16 protein-coding genes and 1 pseudogene are annotated in these 20,968 nt (G+C 43.3%); 10 read left to right on the top strand and 7 right to left on the bottom strand.

Annotation, left to right across the window (positions count from 1 at the left end; translation table 11 throughout):
* Nucleotides 1-74: 74 nt before the first annotated feature.
* Together F7D73_RS06370 and F7D73_RS06365 are read right to left on the bottom strand one after the other, a co-directional pair.
* The gene (locus tag F7D73_RS06370) at nucleotides 75-629 is read right to left on the bottom strand and encodes a porin family protein (protein ID WP_153123183.1); all 555 of its coding nucleotides are present in this window, start codon (nucleotides 627-629) and stop codon (nucleotides 75-77) included.
* 201 nt (nucleotides 630-830) lie between these two features.
* Entirely contained in the window at nucleotides 831-2,192 is a 1,362-nt protein-coding gene (locus F7D73_RS06365; protein WP_153123181.1) for an MATE family efflux transporter, read from the bottom strand.
* A 201-nt stretch (nucleotides 2,193-2,393) separates the two neighbouring features.
* Here F7D73_RS06365 and F7D73_RS06360 point away from each other — a divergent pair, with 201 nt between their 5' ends.
* From F7D73_RS06360 to F7D73_RS06340, 5 genes and pseudogenes are all read left to right on the top strand, one after another.
* Nucleotides 2,394-4,598, top strand: a complete 2,205-nt coding sequence (locus F7D73_RS06360) for a sodium-translocating pyrophosphatase (RefSeq protein ID WP_153123178.1) — start codon at nucleotides 2,394-2,396, stop codon at nucleotides 4,596-4,598.
* Between the two features lie 967 nt (nucleotides 4,599-5,565).
* Nucleotides 5,566-8,337 (top strand): DUF3427 domain-containing protein, encoded by a 2,772-nt coding sequence (locus tag F7D73_RS06355; protein WP_194256865.1) that lies wholly within the window; start codon nucleotides 5,566-5,568, stop codon nucleotides 8,335-8,337.
* 24 nt (nucleotides 8,338-8,361) lie between these two features.
* Nucleotides 8,362-8,751: a (deoxy)nucleoside triphosphate pyrophosphohydrolase gene (locus tag F7D73_RS06350; RefSeq protein ID WP_153123174.1), complete on the top strand. Its 390-nt coding sequence runs from the start codon at nucleotides 8,362-8,364 to the stop codon at nucleotides 8,749-8,751.
* A gap of 21 nt (nucleotides 8,752-8,772) precedes the next feature.
* Nucleotides 8,773-9,546 (top strand): HNH endonuclease, encoded by a 774-nt coding sequence (locus F7D73_RS06345; protein WP_153123173.1) that lies wholly within the window; start codon nucleotides 8,773-8,775, stop codon nucleotides 9,544-9,546.
* A gap of 329 nt (nucleotides 9,547-9,875) precedes the next feature.
* Nucleotides 9,876-10,383, top strand: a pseudogene (locus F7D73_RS06340) (PD-(D/E)XK nuclease family transposase).
* Between the two features lie 391 nt (nucleotides 10,384-10,774).
* Here the strand turns inward: F7D73_RS06340 and F7D73_RS06335 are convergent.
* Nucleotides 10,775-12,106, bottom strand: a complete 1,332-nt coding sequence (locus tag F7D73_RS06335; RefSeq protein WP_153123171.1) for an ATP-binding protein — start codon at nucleotides 12,104-12,106, stop codon at nucleotides 10,775-10,777.
* Between the two features lie 361 nt (nucleotides 12,107-12,467).
* Here F7D73_RS06335 and F7D73_RS06330 point away from each other — a divergent pair, with 361 nt between their 5' ends.
* The 4 genes from F7D73_RS06330 to F7D73_RS06315 are packed head-to-tail and all read left to right on the top strand — an operon-like array spanning nucleotide 12,468 to nucleotide 14,152.
* A complete protein-coding gene (locus F7D73_RS06330; protein WP_153123169.1) occupies nucleotides 12,468-12,767 on the top strand; it encodes a type II toxin-antitoxin system HigB family toxin in 300 nt (99 codons plus the stop codon).
* 11 nt (nucleotides 12,768-12,778) lie between these two features.
* Nucleotides 12,779-13,141 carry a helix-turn-helix domain-containing protein gene (locus tag F7D73_RS06325; RefSeq protein WP_022120483.1) on the top strand — a complete coding sequence of 121 codons (363 nt, stop codon included), beginning with the start codon at nucleotides 12,779-12,781 and terminating at the stop codon, nucleotides 13,139-13,141.
* A 24-nt stretch (nucleotides 13,142-13,165) separates the two neighbouring features.
* Nucleotides 13,166-13,672, top strand: coding sequence for a very short patch repair endonuclease (locus F7D73_RS06320; RefSeq protein WP_153123168.1), 507 nt, complete (start codon nucleotides 13,166-13,168; stop codon nucleotides 13,670-13,672).
* Between the two features lie 27 nt (nucleotides 13,673-13,699).
* Nucleotides 13,700-14,152: a hypothetical protein gene (locus F7D73_RS06315; protein ID WP_153123165.1), complete on the top strand. Its 453-nt coding sequence runs from the start codon at nucleotides 13,700-13,702 to the stop codon at nucleotides 14,150-14,152.
* Nucleotides 14,153-14,240: 88 nt separating this feature from the next.
* Here the strand turns inward: F7D73_RS06315 and F7D73_RS06310 are convergent, their stop codons facing one another.
* A complete protein-coding gene (locus F7D73_RS06310; protein WP_153123163.1) occupies nucleotides 14,241-15,002 on the bottom strand; it encodes a NigD1/NigD2 family lipoprotein in 762 nt (253 codons plus the stop codon).
* Nucleotides 15,003-15,279: 277 nt separating this feature from the next.
* Between F7D73_RS06310 and F7D73_RS06305 the strand changes: the two genes are divergently transcribed.
* Nucleotides 15,280-17,169 (top strand): C10 family peptidase, encoded by a 1,890-nt coding sequence (locus tag F7D73_RS06305; RefSeq protein WP_153123161.1) that lies wholly within the window; start codon nucleotides 15,280-15,282, stop codon nucleotides 17,167-17,169.
* Between the two features lie 88 nt (nucleotides 17,170-17,257).
* On the opposite strand, the gene F7D73_RS06300 is transcribed toward F7D73_RS06305, so the two are convergent.
* The 3 genes from F7D73_RS06300 to F7D73_RS06290 form a co-directional block, all read right to left on the bottom strand.
* Nucleotides 17,258-19,036 carry a hypothetical protein gene (locus tag F7D73_RS06300; protein WP_153123159.1) on the bottom strand — a complete coding sequence of 593 codons (1,779 nt, stop codon included), beginning with the start codon at nucleotides 19,034-19,036 and terminating at the stop codon, nucleotides 17,258-17,260.
* Between the two features lie 99 nt (nucleotides 19,037-19,135).
* Complete coding sequence (locus tag F7D73_RS06295; protein ID WP_153123157.1) at nucleotides 19,136-20,044, bottom strand: AEC family transporter; 909 nt, start codon at nucleotides 20,042-20,044, stop codon at nucleotides 19,136-19,138.
* Between the two features lie 39 nt (nucleotides 20,045-20,083).
* On the bottom strand, nucleotides 20,084-20,959 hold the full coding sequence (locus F7D73_RS06290) for a carbon-nitrogen hydrolase (protein WP_153123155.1): 876 nt from the start codon (nucleotides 20,957-20,959) through the stop codon (nucleotides 20,084-20,086).
* Nucleotides 20,960-20,968 lie beyond the last annotated feature (9 nt).

Below are 20,968 nucleotides of genomic sequence, written 5' to 3'. Positions count from 1 at the left end.
TGACAAAAAAAATCCCCGCTCTTCATGATGAGGAGCGGGGATTCTTTTTTGTCTTATTTTAAAGTCGCTGCTTTTTAGAGAGCGAACTTGTAACCGATAGTAATCTGGATTACATTGTTGTAGTGATCGTAGTTCTCAGCAACCTTTGTTACGCCGATGTTGTAACGAGCATCGAATACAAGACCCTGGTACTCGTAAGAGAGACCTACTGGGATAGAGAGGTCTACAGTCTTAACATCTTCCATGTCATCCTTGTTTACCAGGAAACCAGGCTGCAAACCTGCCTTGAGAGCAAGACCTGCTACAGGATAGTAGTTCAAAGTGATAGGAACGTTAATGTAACCAGGGTTCCATTTGTAGTCATTCTTATAAGTTATATTTCCTATTTTTACGTCCTCTGCCTTGAAGCCCTGTACTGAATAGAGAGCACCTACAGCAATACCGAAGTTGCTTGTAGACTGATACTGCAACTCAGCACCAGCAGCGAAACCTGCCTTCCAGTCGTTATCACCGATTGTAGCAACGTTCAAACCAATCTTAGGCTGGATAGTTGTTGTACCAGCTGCCTGCTGTGCGAAAGCACCTACTGAAGACAGCACCATGGCTGCCATAACCAATAATTTCTTCATAATCTCTAATTTTTTAATTGTTAATACTGTCGTTTGTTGATAAGCCTTCATCTCTGTTGATTCAGAGTATTAGGTATTTTTTCATATCTAACTGGGGGCAAAGATATATGAAAAAACTATATAAAGCAAGCTTTTTACAATAAAAAATGTACTTTTGAACCGAAAAATCTCATTTTCGTGGTAAAATCGTATATTCTTATCCTATCTTTGCTCTATTTTCAGAAGTTCTTTCTCAAATCTTCTGCGATACATTTCGCCTGCTATCGTCAAGCCGAACGGGAAGGCAATCCAGATGCCCAGTATGCCCATGCCGCAAGTAAAACCGAGGGTATAGCCCAATGGAAGTGAGATGACGAAGTAGGCGATGAAGGCATAGAGCACCATCGGCTTCACACAGGCGATACCTCGAAGGGCATTGGCAAAGGTATATTGCAAACCGTCGCCAAACTGATATACCATCATCAGAATTATCAATACCGACACATACGCCTGTACCTCGGTATTGTCATTAAACCAACCGCCTATCTGGTGGCGAAGCAGAAATACCGGAATTCCCATGCAGAGAGAGAATAGCAGATTCAGACGGAAGCCATCGTAGGCGTTGCGGCGTACGGCAGCATAGTCTTTCTGTCCCATAAAGTGACTCACGCGGATTGCCAGCGCTGCTGCCATACCCGAAAGTACGAGATAGAAGAGCTGGGAGAGGGTAATCATTACCTGATGAGCTGCCAACGGGATAGTACCCAGCCAGCCTACCATCACGCAACTCAGCGTAAAGGCTGCCGATTCCATTCCCAGCTGTAAGGCTACCGGCCAGCCCAGACGGTTCATCTCCTTGAAGTCTGTCTTATTAAGTGAACTATGGATGAGGTCGTGTCTGTATTCTCTGAATTCCTTGCTGACAATCACAATGCTCATCATTGCCAGAGCCATGAGGATGCGGCTTACCAAGGTTGAGATTCCGGCTCCGAGCAAACCCAGTTCCGGAAAACCAGCCACACCGTAAATCAATACCCAGTTGCCGAGGATATTGACCACGTTTCCGCCAATCATCGCCCACATCGCCACCTTGGTCTTTCCGATACCATCCAGGAATTGCTTCATCGTAAAGAAGATACCCATGAAGAGAACCGAGGCAAGGTTCACCAGGAAGTAGGGACGGATGAGCGATAGTAGTTCTTCCGGCTGTCCGATATGTGCCAGATTGAGATAGAGTAGGATGAGAACAGCCGTAAAAATGGCTCCCGTCAGCATATTGGCAAAGAAAGAGTTGCGAACCTTCTGTCCGATACAGTCGGTACGTTCCTCTCCGTAAAGCTTGCCGATGATAGGAGTGAGTCCGTAGGTAAATCCCATATAGGATACAAAGACGAGACCGAAAATGTTGTTCACCAATCCGGCTGCAGCCAGTTCGGGTGTACTGTGATGACCGATCATCAGCGTATCAGCAAATCCCAGAATGATGGTTCCTAGTTGTCCGATAATAATAGGAAATCCTATCGAAAGCAGTTCCCGGTAATGATGTTTCTTATTCGTTGTAATCGATGTTGTATGATTATTCATATTGCTTTTAATTACTAATCTATTTCTTGTATTTTGTCATTGAGGGATGCAAAGTTACGGCTTTATTCAGTAACTACCAAATTTTTCTTTCAGAAAAAGTTTTTTTCCTCCGTTTTATTTGGAGTTATCGGATAAAAAAACTATATTTGCAGAATCAAAACAACTGACAATCAGATTTACAAACCAAATAAACATACCATTATGAACAACATTCCATTAGTATTTTGGCTCATCCCGATAGCCAGTGTTGTAGCATTGGGAATGGCATGGTTCTTCTTCCGTTCGATGATGAAAGAGGACGAGGGAACCGAGAGAATGAAAGAGATTGCAGCACATGTTAGAAAAGGTGCAATGGCCTACCTCAAGCAGCAGTACAAGGTGGTGACCATCGTCTTCGTGGTGCTTGCCATTGTTTTCGCCTTTATGGCTTATGTGCTGAAAGTGCAGAATCCGTGGGTTCCGTTCGCTTTCCTTACCGGTGGACTCTTCTCCGGACTGGCGGGCTTCTTCGGTATGAAGACGGCTACCTATGCTTCGGCACGTACGGCTCATGGAGCTCGTACCGGTCTCGACAAGGGTCTGAAGATAGCTTTCCGCAGCGGTGCCGTGATGGGACTCGTTGTGGTAGGTCTCGGATTGCTCGATATTGCCATCTGGTTTATTGTTCTTAATGCGGTGTATGCCGGTGAGTCTACTGCCCTCATCACCATTACTACCACTATGCTTACCTTTGGTATGGGTGCTTCTACTCAGGCTCTCTTTGCCCGTGTAGGTGGAGGTATCTATACCAAGGCTGCCGATGTGGGAGCTGACCTGGTGGGTAAGGTAGAGGCAAATATTCCTGAGGATGATCCCCGGAATCCTGCTACCATTGCCGATAATGTGGGTGATAATGTAGGCGACGTAGCCGGAATGGGTGCCGACCTCTATGAGAGCTATTGCGGTTCTATTCTTTCTACTGCTGCTTTGGGTGCCACCGCCTTTGCCATGAATAGCGACATGCAGCTCCGTGCCGTTATCGCACCTATGATCATTGCAGCCATCGGCATCTTCCTCTCGCTTATCGGCATCTATCTGGTCCGTACCAAGGAAGGCGCATCCATGAAGGATCTGCTCCATTCCCTGGGCTTGGGAACCAATGTAAGTGCCGGTCTTATCGCTGTTGCCACCTTTATTATATTATATCTCCTGGGCATCGAGAACTGGCTCGGACTCTCATTCTCTGTTATCAGCGGTCTGGTGGCTGGTGTCATCATCGGTCAGGCTACGGAATATTATACTTCCCAGAGCTATAAGCCTACACAGAAAATTGCTGAGGCTTCGCAGACGGGGCCTGCCACGGTGATTATCAAGGGCATTGGAACGGGAATGATTTCTACCATGGTTCCTGTGGTAACCATTTCTGTTGCCATCATGTTGAGCTTCCTCTGTGCCAATGGTTTTGACATGTCGATGTCTGCTAAGTCCATCAGTACCGGTCTTTATGGCATCGGTATCGCAGCCGTAGGTATGTTGTCAACGCTCGGCATCACCCTTGCTACCGATGCCTATGGTCCTATTGCCGACAATGCCGGAGGTAATGCAGAGATGAGCGGACTGGGTAAGGAGGTGCGTGAACGTACTGATGCACTCGATGCACTTGGCAATACCACTGCTGCCACAGGTAAAGGCTTTGCCATCGGTTCAGCAGCCCTTACTGCTTTGGCGCTTCTTGCATCTTACATTGAGGAAATCAAGATAGCCATGATTCGTGCCGTAGAGAATGGCAAGCAGTATGTGGATGCTGCTGGAAATCTCTTCGACCCATCGAATGCAAGCACCATCGACTTTATCAACTTCTTCCAGGTTAACCTGATTAATCCTAAGGTTCTGGTAGGCGCTTTCCTCGGTGCGATGGCTGCCTTCCTGTTCTGCGGACTGACGATGGGAGCTGTGGGACGTGCTGCAGAGTCTATGGTTCAGGAAGTTCGTCGCCAGTTCCGTGAGATTAAGGGAATCCTTGAAGGCAAGGCAACTCCGGATTACGGTCGTTGTGTAGAAATCAGTACCCGCAGTGCTCAGCGTGAGATGATAATCCCGTCTCTTCTTGCCATCATCATTCCTATCGTAGTAGGTCTGGTTTTGGGAGTTGCCGGTGTGCTCGGTCTTCTTACCGGTGGTCTTGCAGCCGGCTTCACGCTTGCCGTCTTCATGTCTAATTCAGGTGGTGCATGGGACAATGCCAAGAAGATGATAGAGGAGGGCAACTTCGGAGGCAAGGGTAGTGAGAATCATAAGGCAACGATTGTAGGCGATACCGTAGGCGACCCATTCAAGGATACCTCGGGTCCATCGCTCAATATCCTCATCAAGTTGATGTCGATGGTAAGTATCGTGATGGCTGGTTTGACCATTGCGTTCTTGTAAAAATCTGATAGTACCCCCTAGAAAAATAGCCCCCGATGCAAGAAACGCATTAGGGGCTTTTTTTTCTATATATTAATGCTACATTTGCCACGCTGCATGTTAACTATCTGATTTACAGAAAATAAAGCGTGGCAATAAGTGTGTTTTTTATTGCCACTTATTGCCACCTAATTACAAAAATAGTACGATTCTTTTTATTGTGTCTATAAAAATAGGAACAAAAAATAAGGAGTGTCTACTATTTCAGTTTTATAAAATTGAGAGTGTCTACTATTTCAGTTTTATTAAATTGAAAGTGTCTACCTTTCTAGTTTATAAAGTAAAAAAGTGTCTACTGAAATCAGGAAAAGTCAAAATGATTAATTTTGCAGCAAAATTGTAAAAACCGCGATCCACCTTTAGGGGTGGGTCCTTTGTCTACTTCTATTAGGAACTAGAATGAAGTATGTAAATACTAACTAGGAATAAGATAGAAGATTGACAAGTAGAATTAGGAATAGAGAAAATAATTGTCAACTTACAATAGGAATAAGAAACTATGTAGTCAACTAAATATAGGAAACTACACAGGAAAAGTCAGCACATTGGCTGGTCCCTGAGTGCCCGTCACACGGGCACTCAGGGACCATGTGATGGGCATCGACAGATCAAGTGATGGGCACTCATTGCCCGTACGGTGGGCATCGAGTGCCCATTTTATGTGATGATTTTGGGGCTGTGGTTTAACGATTTTAGTTGACCACTTTTAGTTTTGTGGCATTAATATAGGAAAACTTTTTTCATGTATATTGCGAAACTTATATTGTCTTTTAATATTATGGTAAGAAGTCGGATTCTTGCATTGTAAGAAAGAAGATGTTGATTGAAATTCTAGAAAAATGAACATAATATGTGAGAAAACATAAGAAAAAGGAACATGCATGAATTCTTTTTTGTACTTTTGCATTCGAAACAAAATACAAGACTTATGAAATCGAGATTCTTAACAAATTATACAGAGACAACCTTCCTGTCAACCATTCAGATGAATTTGCGTCGTTGCAAGGCATTTGATTTCTCAGTCAGCTTTATCAAGAAAGCCGGCTTGGTACTCCTGTCTAAAGATATCAAGGCTGCCGTAGAACGTGGAGCCAAAGGAAGAATCATCACTTCTACCTATCAGAACTTCACAGACGTAGAATCCTTGAACTTTTTCATGAGCCTGACACGATATCCCAATTTTGAATGCCATCTGGATGATGAATGCTTCCACGATGAGAAAAACTATTCTACCAATGGATTCCACTCCAAGGGCTATCTCTTTGAGATGGAAGATGGAATAGAGATGATAGTTGGTTCATCTAATATCACCCGCTATGCTTTGTTGAAAAACATAGAGTGGGATTTGGTTGTAAACTGCGACCGTGATACCGAGGCTTATCTTGATGCAATGAATGAGTTTGTAAACCTTTGGAACCAAACTTATGAATTATCACAGGATAGAATCAAGGATTACTCTACAAAACTCAGTTTTGCTATAGAGCGTTGGGATATGGATTACGATATGGCGAATTCCGATATCAAGCCTAACTATATGCAGCGCAAAGCGCTTCGTGAATTGAATCGTTACCGTGCCATCGGACAGGAGAGGGCTTTGGTGATTTCTGCTACAGGTTCTGGAAAGACATATCTGGCAGCATTTGATGCGCTCAATTTCAACCCAGACAGATTACTCTATATTGTGCACGAGGGTTCTATCTTGAAGAAATCCCTGGAGACATTCCAAAAGGTATTTGGTGGCTCTAAAACTTGCGGCTTGTATAATGCGGAAGCAAAGGAAACAGAAGAAGATTTCCTGTTTTCTACTAATGTGTCGATGTGTCGCTCACTCGAACTCTTTGATAAGAAGGAATTCGATTATATCATCATCGATGAGTGTCATCATGCTGTTGCGGACAGTTATCGGAAAATCATCGACTATTTTGAGCCAGAGTTCCTGCTGGGTTTGACAGCTACCGAGAACCGTATGGATAATCAGGATGTAGTAGAGATTTTCGGCAATAATATCCCATACGAGTTGCGACTTCGTGATGCCATCATCAATGATCTGATTGTGCCATTCCATTATTTCGGTATTCGTGACGAACTGGTTGATTATGGCTTGACTGCTTCTGGAGAACGCCGTATGATATCACAGATTTCTACACCGGAAAACTGTGAGTTTATCCATCAACAGATAGAGAAACATCGTATGGAAGGACAGAAACTGAAGGCTCTGGCTTTCTGTAGAAACATCCAGCATGCTAGAATGATGGCTGATAATCTGGGTGATTATTATCATACAGCTTTCTTGAGTGGTAAGAACAAGACCGGTGAACGTATTCGTGCCTACAATGATTTGCAAGATGAAAACCGGGATTTGGAAATCCTGTTTGCTGTAGATATTCTGAACGAGGGTGTGGATATTCCTGGTGTCAACATGGTGCTTTTCCTGCGCCCAACGGAATCGAGTACCATCTTCTTACAGCAATTGGGTCGAGGACTTCGTAAGTATGCCAACAAGCCTTATGTTACGATACTCGATTTCATCGGCAACAGCTATAAGCGTAGCGTTCATATAGCCTTGGCACTTGGTAGTCTTTCCCGAAATTCCATCTTGGAAAAGAAACTTTTGAAGTTTATGGTAAGGAATGATTTCAAAAGTTTGGGTCTGGACAATTATGGTGTTGAGATACATATCGACGATCTTTCTAAAGAAGAAATCATTGACAAGATAGAGAGCGAGAATTTCAATCGCATCAACTATCTGAAGATGGATTATCAGAATTTCAAGGCATATCTGAAGACTCCATCTTATCCAACGCATATGGATTATATGAATAGTGATTATGCTCCTAATCTGTTGAAATTCATGAAGATAAAGATTGGTTCGAAGAAAACCAATTCTTATTATGGTTTCTTGAAAGGTATAGAGGAAGAGGATTTGCCTGTATTCTCAGAAGAGCAGATAGCTTGCATCAATTATCTGTCGAGTCTTTTGCCTTTGGTTAGAGAACATGAGTATTTGGTGATTAGGAATTTACTGAGCGGAGAGACATCCTTGTCTCACATAGAAGCCAACATCCAGGAGGAGATTCCTGGTTTTAAGCATGAACAGTTGGAGCATGCTTTGCGATTCCTGGAAGATGGAAATGCGGTGAAGAAAGAAGAGGGTGAAGTGCTATTATGTGGCGAAAGAGAACAGGAATATGAGGCTTATCTGCAAGATTTGCTCAACTATGGTTTGACGCAATATGAGGCAAGGTATGCTGATGAGGCTGGGGATTTCCTGTTGTGGCAGGATTATCGTCAGGACCAGGTGCTCTTGAAGATTCTGGAGAATCCGAAGCACAATCAGTATGGCACTTACTATAAAAATGGCAATATGTATGTCTTTGCTGGTTTGAAGAAGGATGCCTCGCTGGATGATCATCTGAAGTATAATGACAAATTCTTGTCGCCAGATGTTTTCCAGTGGGAGAGTATTGCCCGTATTTCTGCCAAGGATGAGGTTTTGCAGCGAGCAGCCAAGAGGGTATTGGTATTTGTGAGAAAGGTGAGTGCTGAGAATGGTATCACTCTGCCATATACTTATATCGGAACAGGTCATTTAGAGAATCCTAGAAAGGATGCCACGACGAATGGTTCCATATTGTATGATATTCACATGGACAATCCGTTGCCGCAGGAATTGCAGGAGGATTTCCAGTGGATGGAGTAAATGATAATTTAAGGAGATAAGACAATGAAACATTATAATGTGGTAGCAGCCGTGGTTTGCCATGATGGCAAGTATCTCTGTATGCAGAAAGGCAAGACAAAGTTTGAGTATACCAGCTATAAATGGGAGTTTCCTGGTGGCAAGATAGAGCCTGGTGAAACTCCTCAACAGGCGTTGACTCGTGAGCTGATGGAGGAGATGGAGTATCCTGTAGAAGTAGGAGAGGAGCTGGTGACCGTGAATCACGAGTATCCCGATTTCTCGATAACTATGACAGCCTATCTATGTACTCCAAAAGCTGAGGCTGATGGGTTCAAGAGAAGGGAGCATGCTGATAGCAAGTGGTGCAGCAAAGAAGAACTGAAGAGGCTCGACTGGGCTGCTGCGGATGTTGGGGTAGTGGAGGTATTATAAAGTAATAAACGCAAGTTGATTATGGAAAAAAGAAATCTTTGGAAAAGAGAAGAGTATATCGTTGTACTGAATCTCTACTATAAACTTCCATTTGGTAAATTACACCAAAATACCAAAGAAGTTAAAGAATTAGCTGCATTAATTGGTAGAACTAAAGGTTCTGTGGCGATGCGGTTAACTAATTTTGCCGCTTGCGATCCGTATATTCTTTCTACAGGAAGACATGGTTTGGAAGCTGGAAAAAAACAGTGTCAGCCTTATTGGGATGAATTTAATAATGATCGGGAATCTTTACTTTTTGAAAGTGAGAAAATTCTTGCAAAGTTAGAAAACTCAACTGTAGATGAGAAATTTCAAGCAGCCTTAAAGGGTATTGAAAATCTACAGGGAGAAGATAAGGTAAGAGCTATAAAAACAAGAGTAAATCAGTCTGTATTTCGTTCTATTATTCTCTCAAATTATTCCGGGAAGTGTGCTCTTACGGGTATAGATGTTCCCGAACTTCTAGTGGCAAGTCATATCAAGCCTTGGGCTGTGGACGAAAAGGAGCGATTGAATCCTTCAAACGGAATTTGTTTGTCCTCGCTTTATGATAGTGCTTTTGATAAAGGTTTGATAGGTTTCGATCAAGAATATAAGGTTATTCTTTCGCCACGTATTTTGGAGCAAGAAAGTAAGTGCTATTTCGAAAAATATTTTGGTAGTATAAAACATAGGCAATTAGTTTTGCCCGAAGAGTATAAGCCAGATAAAGTCTTTTTGGAATGGCATATGGATACTATATTTCAAAGATAGTGAGTATATTGACTAAACATATGAAACTTTTGCCCTTACAGGGCGCAAGGCGGATTGCGCTTATACCCAGGGTGTTACCCTGGACTAGGAGCTTTTGGGTCTTCAGCCCGTGCCTGAACCACATGCGGAAGTTCAGTTCCTAACATAATTATATAATTTAAAATGTTTGTAATGCAAACGAGCGCAATGAAAGCTTGCTTTCAAATTGCCGAGTGCAGCTTTTCTTCTGCAAATATATGAAATATTTCTCTTTTCTGCAAGTTTTTGGGCTTTTTCTTTTGTGTTTTCAAAGGAAAAATGTAAATTTGCAGAAAAAAATAAGATTGCGTATGGGAAAGTTTATCAATCCATTTTCTGATTGGGGTTTTAAACTGATCTTTGGACAGGAAATCACTAAAGATTTACTGATTAGTTTCCTCAATGATCTCCTGAAGGGTGAGCATAAATCTCAGAATGATATATCTTATGCTTCCCCTCTTTACTAAGGAGGAGGATGAATGTGAAACTGATTTTGAACGTTGGATATTTGTTTTAAAGAATATGAGTACATTGGAAAGAATGCCGTTTATGGCAAGAAATGCCGTCTTCCAGAAACTGGCTGAGATAGCGGATATCACTGCACTCAGTAAGGAAGACCGTGAAAAATATGATGAAAGTATCAAGGTGATGCGTGATAACATTGCTGCATATAAAGGAGCTATCATAGAAGGTAGAATAGAAGGTAAAAAAGAGGGTAAAATAGAAATGGCTAAGATTATGCTGATGGAAAACGAGCCTATTGATAAAATCGCAAGATATACAGGGCTTGCCAAGGAGGATATTTTAAAACTCAACTAATATTTGAACGAGGTTGCTGGTAAGAGTGACCTCGTTTTTATTTCTAAGTTACGTTAAAAGAAGTCTTTGTAAATAAAGAGTATGTCGGACCGTTTGACCATAGAACAGCGCCACAACAATATGGCGGATTGCGCTTATACCCAGGGTGCTACCCTGGGCTAGGAGCTTCTGGGCCTTCAGCCCGTGTGGGGCAAGGTATCTAAAGTACCGCTGCACAGACCTTGCGGAACCAGTCGAGTTTCTTGCCGCTCATTTCTGCTATGGATAAGTTCTCTTTGTTCACATCTTCTGGCTCAAATTCATAATAAGAATCTTCGGTAGGGAGATAATCCTCAGGAAGATCTTCTATGGAATGGGCCTATTGCCAAAAATCTTCGTAAGAATATTACCATCAAATGAGTGGAATCATATAGAATGGCAGCAATAAGGTATTTCCATCGTTCGTCAAATCCTTAGTATACAACAAGTAGCGTTGTGACACCACCTTAGAGTATTTATCGCAAAAGGCATCTAGCGACGCATGAGTTTTATAGCCAGATGACTTCACCTCTATCGGACAAATCTTGGCTCCTCGAGACAAAAGGAAATCAATCTCGTAATTATGCGTTGCATCTTTAGCCCACGAATAATAAAACAACTTGTTACCATTCGCCGTCAACATTTGGGCTACCAGATTCTCGTAAATATAGCCCAGATTGGCAGAAAGTTTGTCACTCAACAGTTTCTCATAAATCACGTTCTCCGTAAACGACTTATCCCAAAACGCCAAAGTCACAAACAAACCTGTATCTGCACAAAACAGTTTAAACTTTGAATTGTCTTGATGCAATGACATCCCTACATTGGGATCATTGGAATGATAAGCAAACAAAACAGTCTTACTATCTTCCATCTCTCGAAGTAGTCCTTGGAGTTTGTCCGTATCCACACTTCCCACAACAGAATAAGGTTTATATCGATTACTATTCTGATTCAACTGGGCAGGAATATTCAAGAATAACTGTTCTATTCTGCGAGAGGGATCTATCTTTTGAAAATCATCTAGATACAAACGAATGATATCCCGCTTTACCAAATCTACCATACTGAGATTATTTGTCTCCAAATACTCATTTACAGCTTGAGGCATGCCACCAACAAGCATATATAGACGAAGTTCCCTCATCTTTGTTCGATGAGCTTGGCCTAGCATCAGCCGTTTATCAAAGAATTGCTTGAGTAAAGGAATTGATGCCGTATCTCCCATCGCCCAACGAAATTCTTCGTAATCCAACGGGTACATGGCGACTCTTTCCTCTTCACTAGGAATGGTAATGCCCTTCGTATTTTTAGTGATACTGATAAGAGACCCCGTCTCTATATAATCATACCTTCCATCCTCCACCAAATACTTGATGGCTTGTCTTGCTTTAGGGCACGCCTGCACCTCATCAAAAATGATGGCAGACTTCCTTGCTACGAGAGAAACATTATATATAGCTTGCAACTGAAGGAAGATAAAATCCAAGTCCATCAAATCGTCAAATAGTGAAACAACTCGCTTGGATGCCTTATTGAAGTCAATGAGAATATAAGATTCATACTCTTTCTGAGCAAATTCCTTCACCAGCGTTGACTTTCCAACGCGACGTGCTCCTTCTACGAGAATGGCTGTTTTTCCCTTTCTCGTATTCTTCCATTGCAGGAGTCTATCATATATTTTTCGTTTAAAAATTCTATTCATCTTATTTTCTATTGTTTACGAAATCTTTAACTTCTTGATTTTATGCCTTTTGGCGATGCAAAAATACAAAAATATTAGAAAATACGCAAATCTTTTTAGCTAAAATATTAGAAAATACGCAAATCTTTTTAGCGGAGATATTAGAAAATACGTAAATCTTTTCGGTCTGTAAGGGCAAAAGATTTAAAACTCCAGACAAAACATAAAGCTTCAGCCCGTGTGGGGGAAAGGTGGAAGCTAAATAGTAGAAAAACAAGCTTAATTATATAAATAATCCTAAAAAACAAAATATTTATGGAAGAAACTATTGTATTTCAATATTTCTATATATCTTTGCAATGAAAATTTAAATCATGGAATTATGAGAATTATTTCGCATAGGAAACTAAAAGAGTTTTACGAGCCCCCTGGGCGAGAAGACTCAAAAGTAGCTCTGGAAAGATGGTACCAGATTGCGGAAGAAGCAGAATGGCGCAACTTTTCTGATATAAGAACTGACTTTCCTGATGCTGACTACGTAGGTAATCAACATTACGTATTCAACATTCGAGGAAACAGGTATAGGTTGGTAGTGGTAATTAAATTTACAATAGGCCGACTCTTCGTAAGATTTGTCGGAACACATAGTGAATATGACAAAATAGATTGTTCCACCATTTAATAAAAACAATTATGGATAGAATTACGAAAGAACAATATGAGTTTGCACTCAACAGAATAGAAGATCTCCTGCCATTGGTAACGGACGATACGCCTGCCAATGATAAGAATGCCATAGAACTGACATTAATGTCGGACATTGTTGAGTCATACGAAAAGAAACATTTTCCTATCGGAAAGCCTTCTGTTTCTGAACTTATCGAACTTTCTTTAAATGAAAAGAAAATGACTCAAAAACAACTGGCTTCAGAAATTGGAGTAAGTCCTTCACGTATTAACGATTATGTAACAGGGCGCTCTGAGCCTACTCTAAAAATAGCTAGATTGCTATGCAAGGTTCTGAACATAACGCCTGCTGCGATGTTGCAATGTTAAACAGATGTTGATGATAAATTAAAGATGTCTGATCGTTTAACCATAGAACAGCGCCATAACAATATGGCGGCAATAAGGGGCAGGGATACCAAACCGGAGATTCTTGTCAGGAAATTTCTGTGGAGTAGGGGATTCAGGTATCGGCTCAATCATCCGCGGTTGCCGGGCAAGCCGGACATCGTGCTGAGGAAATATCGCACCTGTATTCTGGTGAACGGATGCTTCTGGCACGGACATGAGGGGTGCAAATATTATGTGGTGCCGAAATCGAACACCGGGTTCTGGATGGAGAAGATCAGGAGAAACCGGGAAAGGGACCATGAGGTGCTGCACCGGCTGGCTGAAATGGGATGGCATACTATTGTAATATGGGAATGCGAACTGAAGCCGGCTGTCAGGGAGAATACCCTGGAGTCGCTGGCCTTTACGCTGAACCATATCTTCCTGGAAGATCATCATATCAGGAGGTATGAATTGCCGGAAGAAAAGCCGGCAATGGTAGCGGAACCGGATCCAAGGCATCGGGATTAGTAACTACTATTATTGGGAATAAGGCTTATGAAAGATATGGATAAATATTGGAAGAACGTGGGTTCACTTTTCGATTCTAAAGATACTCGGAAAGTGATTTGGGTAAGTTATGCTGTTGGTTTGGTATTGGTTGCTGCTTCCATATACAAGTTATACCTTAGGTTGTCGGGGCATGAAGAATTCTCTTTGGGGAGAATATCTTCATTATTTTTAATGTTAATGGTAGGTATTTCTTTGGTTTGTTTCCTTTTTTATAGGAAGAAAGTATCGATTAAAATTAAGTTTTACCTGTTGTGTCTGATTTTTGCGTGTGGCGGCATTGATATGTTTCTTCATCCGAAAGTATCAAGTAGGGTGCCATCTGAAACATATTGTCAGATAGTAGGAGTAGTGGGCTGTCTCTTCTCTGGGGGAGGCGGTCTGTGGGTATTGTATAATGATTACAAGTGGCAAAGGGGCCGTAGAGACGAGGAGGGATAAAGATTCGTAAGTAATAAATACAAAAAATCCCCTGATGAACTCCGATGGGGGAGATTTCATCAGGGGATTCTCTTTTAATTTTTCTCTTTTATCTGATTTCTCTGTTGATTTCGCCTGCTTCGCTATAGCCTTCCAGCATCTTGCCGCTGATGATAGGTTTGCGGGAACAGTAGTCGAAATCTACCTTCTTATAGCCTTGGCTTGAGCGCCAGCGGATGGTGAGCTTCACCGTCTTGCCGTTGGTATCTGGCAGGGCATCGTTGAGATTGAAGGCTACCAGGGCATCACGCCAGTAATTCTGTGGGTCACCGTTTACGTTATGACGAAGCTCTACCTCGTATGGATTCTCTGGGTTTACACCGGTAAGGAGATTGATGTAATGTGTACTCATGCCACCCCAAAGAGCACGGAAGCGGAGGGTGAGATAGCCATCCTCGGCTACGGTTACCCAATCGCGGACGATATCTACGATGTTGTTGCCGTATTTCTCGCTGTTTTCTGTATCAGAAGCGAGTGAAGGTACTGGCTTCTTGGTCAGGATGCTGTCTATCCAGTTGACATGCACTACCTGATTGTACTGGTCGCTCTTCTCATTGGTTGAAGAGTAGTTGACGAGTGCACGTACCTCCTTGCCGCCGAAAACGGTAGACTTGAGGTTCTGGGCGAGCAGGGTGGTGTTGTCATCGAGCTGCAGGTAGCAGGCATCGCCATTCTGCTTGACTGTGACCAGGGCATTTGGTAATACCTGGCTCCAATCGGTATCGTCATCGTCATTGCATGACTGGAAGGTGAAGGCTGACAGCAGCATGGCTACAGCCAATCCGATTTTCTTGAAATTAATTTTTCTCATACTTATTGTTCCTTTCTTGTTTTATTTCTCTTTTCTGATGATAAAATGAGAAGTGAACGGAAATCTTGCTTCTGATTTAGAAAAAGATTGTTAAAAGTAATAGGGCTACCGATTGTTGCAGTATAGTAGACAGTGGCTTTTTACGGAAAAAGATTCTTTTGCGTTAAAAAACTTGCATTATTTCTTGCTTTGTATTACTTTTTTTTATATATTTGCAATCGAAAGTAATTCTAAGAGCAAATAGAAGAAAAGTAATAACCTTTTAATATTTAAGCGTATGAAGCGACTGATACAATTTCAACTCATGCTTGTTTTGTTGCTCGTTTGTGGACAGGCAACTATTCAAGCTAAGCGAATCAGCCAATGGCAGGCTCAACAGCAAGCCTACAGTTTCTGGGGAAAGCAGATGCCTATGAAGGCAAAGGCTAAGAGCAGAGTGGTCTCTACAGCATCTCTCTCTACTCTGGGAAATGATTCCTACTATGTTTTTAATAATGATGCCGGTGGATTTGTCATCATTGCCGGCGATGATGCGGTGGCACCTGTTTTGGGTTATACCTCAACGGGGGCGTTTGATGCTAACAACTTGCCTGAGGGTTTGAAGGATTTGCTGAAGAGCTATGAGCAGCAGATTGCTGCATTGGGTAAAAACTATAAGGCAAATACTACTTCGACAAGAGCCGAATTTACTGGAGAAAAACTGCTGAATACGGCGAAATGGAACCAGGGGGCTCCATTCAACAAGTATACTCCGAATAATTATGTAACGGGATGTGTGGCTACAGCGGGTGCTATTGTGATGAAACATCATGGCTATCCTGCAAAGGGCGTTGGATCTCATTCCTATACCTGGAATGGTCAGAACCTTACCGCAAGTTTCGAGCATGATTATGACTGGGCTAATATGCCTGCTAGGTATACTGGTGACAATGATGAGGCATTTGATGGTGTTGCCAGACTGATGTCTGACCTGGGTATTGCTGTGAATATGCAATATGACAATGGGGGAAGTGCATCTTCTTTGGAAGATCTGGTAACTGCTCTGAAAAAGTATTTTGGTTACAGTAAGTATGCCAGATATCTGAAAATAGAGGATCTTGGTGCTGAGGCCTGGAACGGCAGATTGCGTGCTGAGATTGATGCCAACCGTCCTATTCTTTATTCTGGTGCTGAGTCTTATTATACGGGTCACTCCTTTGTGATTGATGGCTATAAGAATGAAACCTTCAGCGTAAACTGGGGTTGGGGTGGATATTGTAATGGATTCTATCGCATCGGTGCCCTCAATCCGGAAGCCTGGGGAACGCCTACGGGAGAGCAGTATAATTTATCTCAAGCAGCCGTATTTGCACTTCAGCCTTCTGACGGTAAGGAAGTCCTTTCTAATCTGAGATTTATCAAGGTTGATGGTTATCTGGAAACGATGAATATGAATGTTACTGATGTGAAGGCTGGTAAGGACTTGACTCTGTATCTTTTACCTCTTCAATGTCAGGGGGAGAATTCGTTTGCGGGAGAAGTAGCGATAGCTTTGAAGAATGCCAAGGGAGAAATCCGTGAAGTCTTTGGGGCAAAACCAATTAAGGCCTTAAAACCTGGATATTATTACCCCGAATTTCCATTAGGTGAAGCTTGTTCGGTGGATGCACAGGATGGTGACTACCTGGCTATTGTATCTAAGGAAGAGGGAACTGACGAATATGTAGAAATCTTCGGACCTGATATGACGGAAGTACATTTGCCTGCTACGGGATTCCAGCCTCGTACATTCGAAGTGAAGGCGGAATTAGGCAAAGGGGCTGAGTTTATTGAGGCACCTTCATCTTATAATTGGGTTAGCAGCTTCTATAATGGCAAGCCATTGCAGGGCTGTCCTTATTATTTCGACGTAAAGATGGATGAGAGTGTTACAGAGAGTAGTCTTGAACTGGATGGTGGAAAGATTCCTGTTGCAACATTCAGTGATGGGGTTAAGTTCTATGCAATATCTCCTGGTATAAAACCTGTTTATAATCTTGTTGTTAAAACCACTACCGGCATCCGTTCGGTAACAGTAGATAATAAGACAAGGAAGTCTGCATTGTATGACCTCAACGGTCGCAGAATACCAAATGTTCCATCTAAGGGCATTTATATCCAGAATGGAAAGAAGATGATTAGAAAATAATCATTTGCTGACGATAAATCAATTAAACAACAGAAAAGTCCCCTGGTGCCGCAAAGCATCAGGGGACTTTTTTAATCATTAATCACTATTAAAAGTAATAGGTGCAGCCGATTGTAGCAGCACGGTTGCCAAAGTGCTGACTGGCAATATCATGGAATCTGCCTTCCAGGGTAAGGTGCTTGCCGATATTCTTGTAGACTCCTACTTCCGCATAGAGATTGGCAGGGGTATAGGCTGGAGTGGCGGTATGACGGTAAGTACACCAGATGAGATTGGAGGTAAGGCGCCAGCCATCTGCCAGGGTAAGCTGAGGAGCCAACTTGAAGACGGCAAAATTGTGATAGCTTGTATCTCTTAATGATGTCTCTTCCACTGGTGTTTCTGCCCGCTCCCAGAAATAATTGAAGCCAGCGGTAAGGCGAAGGATGCCGGTATGCCAGAAGGCGGTGGTTCCGATGCCTAATGTGTTGTCGTGGTTGTTGTCTATCAGATGCTGGTGAATGTTCTTCACCGAGGTGCTGACCACGAGATTCGGCTTGCTGTAGGTATATTTCAACTCCATAACATTGGCAAGACTATTCCTTATATTAGTGGTATAGGTAGGCTTCCATGCGCCCTCCATATCTCCCGCAGTCACAAAGTCGCCAAATTCCGGATTGAAGATGCGGCGGCAGAAGGTGCCTTGCAGGGTATGACCCGGAGTGAAGGTATAGTATGTACTGAACGAGTAGATATGGTTGTGGGTGGTATGCTCCCAGTTGCTGACAGAACTGATCTGTTTAGGGCGGAAATTGATGATGCGGTATCGCTCACCAGCCATGAATCCCCACTTGCCGATATTGTAATCCAGCTGGACATAGAAATCCTCGTAGTTGGAATGGTTGATGTAATCAGCAATGCAATTCTTCTCGATAGACAAACCGCCCTCAAAACCTGCTGTAATCCAAAGGTCTTTGGTGAAGACCGGAGTGGCATATTCTACCACCGCAAACGGATAGGTGGAGTGGTTCTGGTAAGGGAAGGTCTGGCTTTCTTCCTGGGTTCTGCCATTGTCGCTGATATGTTCTGCACCCAAGGTGAAGAGGATGCTGGAACCATTCTCGCTTAGTGTCCGGGTATAATCTGCCTGCAGATGATAGGCACGTACATATTCGGCTGGTGAATGGGTGAAATGATTGCGGGTATAGGTCTGCATTGCATCCACTTCGAGTATGTCCTTGCTGGTTGGAGTCCAGAGCACATTGAGTTTGGCTCCCTCGTGCGAGTAATGGTTGATGGTATTGGAACTCTGGTTCTGATAAGCATCCTTATCGCTATTGGAGGTGCGTTGGAAGTTGCCTTCTACGTGGCTGAGGATGCGCAGGTCGTCCTGCTGGCTCAGAACGCTGACGATTCCCTTGCCACCGCCGTAGGTATCACCAAATAGTCCTACTCTTCCGCTCACACCATTTTCGCCCTTGCGGAGAGTGATGTCGATAACTTTCTTCAGACTGCTGCATCCCTTCATTACTTCTGCATTCTGGCAAACCTTGATGCTCTCTATCTCGCGAGCCTTGAAATGGTGGAGCAGGGTAGAATAGTCGAGTCCGTATTCCTGATTGTCGATACGGATGACGAACTTGCCATATTGATTGGCAAAGGGATCACCGCCGATGATGTTGTTGCCATCGAGGCTGATTACCTCTGGACACATCATCAGAACATCGAGGAGAGATTCTTCGCCAGTAAGTTCCATTTCTGAAACGTGCATGATGTATCTGTCGCCAATATGTTCTATCGGGGCTGCGTTCATCTGTGGCAATGTACTGCCAAGAAAGCCAGCCAGACACATCAGGCGGGTATTCTTAAGAAGACTGTTTAATATCATATATAATAACCATTTAAGTTTTTTCAACTTGCAAAGATAGTGCAAAAAGAGGAAATAGCGAAATTTTTCCCTAACTTTATGGTTCTTATCATGAAAAAATCAAGAAAACAGCAGTGTAATCAGAGGAATGGTGATGATGCTGCCCAGGGTGGTGATGAAAGTCATCTCAGTGATGAGCGATGGATTGCGACCGTATTTCAGGCAGAACATGGTGCCGAAGCTGGCTACAGGCATCGCTATGACTACCGTATTGATGTTGTTAACCAAATCGTTGACGCCACACGCCTTGAACAGGAAGTAGATGCTCAGCGGAACCACTGCTAGGCGGAGAACAGAAGAAATGTATACCTTCGGACTTCCGATAATCTCCCTGACGGGAAGTTTTGCCATGGAAGAACCGATTATCATAAGAGCGGCAGGAACCGTAACGTTGCCTACCATCGTTACTGGGCGGGCAATGATATCGGGGGTATGTACGCCCAATGCTACCAGGATGGCGGCAAGGAAGGCTGCCAGCAAGGCTGGACTCACCAATACCTTAGGATTGAACTGCTTGATGCTGTATTCGCCCTTGATGAGCATCACACCTGCCGTAAAGATAAAGAAGGTGTTGGGCATATTGAGCAAGGCTGCATAAAAGATGGCCTTAGGACCGAAGATGCTCGATACGATAGGGTATCCGATAAAGCCCACGTTGGCAAACATCAAGGCGAAGCCTATCATGCCCTGGTCATCATGGTTCTTGGTGATGAGGCGCGGTACCCAGAAGCCAAATACCAATAATAATATATAGGTGAGGAAACCGACTCCTAAAAGTGGGAGGATGAGCGTGCGGTCGGGCAACTCATCCCCCATTACGGATGACAGCACCAGCAGTGGACAGGTTATGTCCACAACGATGCTGGATAGTTTCTTGTCAAATTTGTCGCCCATATAGCCTAACTTGCAGGCGACATAGCCTAAAATTACGATGATGAACAATACCACCATCACTTCTAAATTCTGCATTATCCTGAAAATCTATACCTTAATTTATCTATAATCTCTTTAATCTATGAATCTCTTGGTGATGTCTCCATAGTTTTCTATACGGCGGTCGCGGAGGAATGGCCACCAACGGCGTACATCCTCACTGTGCTTGAGGTCGATGTCAACAACCAGACTTTCTTCTTCCTGATCGCTTGCACGGTAATGGAGTTCGCCCTGAGGACCAGCCACAAAGCTGCTGCCCCAGAACTGGATGCCTCCAGTCTGTTCGCTAGGATCAGGTTCAAAGCCTACTCGGTTTACGGCAACAACAGGCAGACCATTGGCTACCGCATGACCACGCATCACGGTGGTCCAGGCTTCGCGCTGTCGCTGCTGCTCTTCCGGTGTATCATAGGTTGCATAACCGATGGCTGTAGGATAGATGAGCATTTCTGCTCCCTGCAATGCCATGAGTCGGGCTGCTTCCGGATACCACTGGTCCCAGCAAACCAAAACACCCAGTTTGCCTACTGATGTCTGGATAGGACGAAAACCGAGATCGCCTGGGGTGAAGTAGAACTTCTCGTAATAGGCTGGATCGTCTGGGATATGCATCTTGCGATATTTGCCTGCGATACTGCCATCCTTCTCGATAACGACAGCCGTGTTGTGATAAAGTCCTGGTGCTCTGCGTTCAAAGAGTGAGGTTACGATAACCACACCGAGATCTTTCGCCAGTTTGCCATAGAATTCTGTTGACGGACCAGGGATTGGTTCTGCGAGATTGAAGAGCTCAACATCTTCTACCTGACAAAAGTAGAGAGAATTGTGAAGCTCTTGAAGAACGATGAGCTCCGCACCGCGATGGGCAAGGTCGATAATGCCCTCAGCGAGGCGGGTTTTGTTGTTGGCTATATCTGCCGTATTATGTTGTTGTAAAATACCAAGTTTCATTTACTTTTT

The sequence above is a fragment of the Segatella copri genome (genome assembly GCF_009494395.1).
Taxonomy (GTDB): Bacteria; Bacteroidota; Bacteroidia; order Bacteroidales; family Bacteroidaceae; genus Prevotella.
Note: the sequence above shows the minus strand (reverse complement) of the source record. Positions and strands in the feature narration are given on the sequence as shown.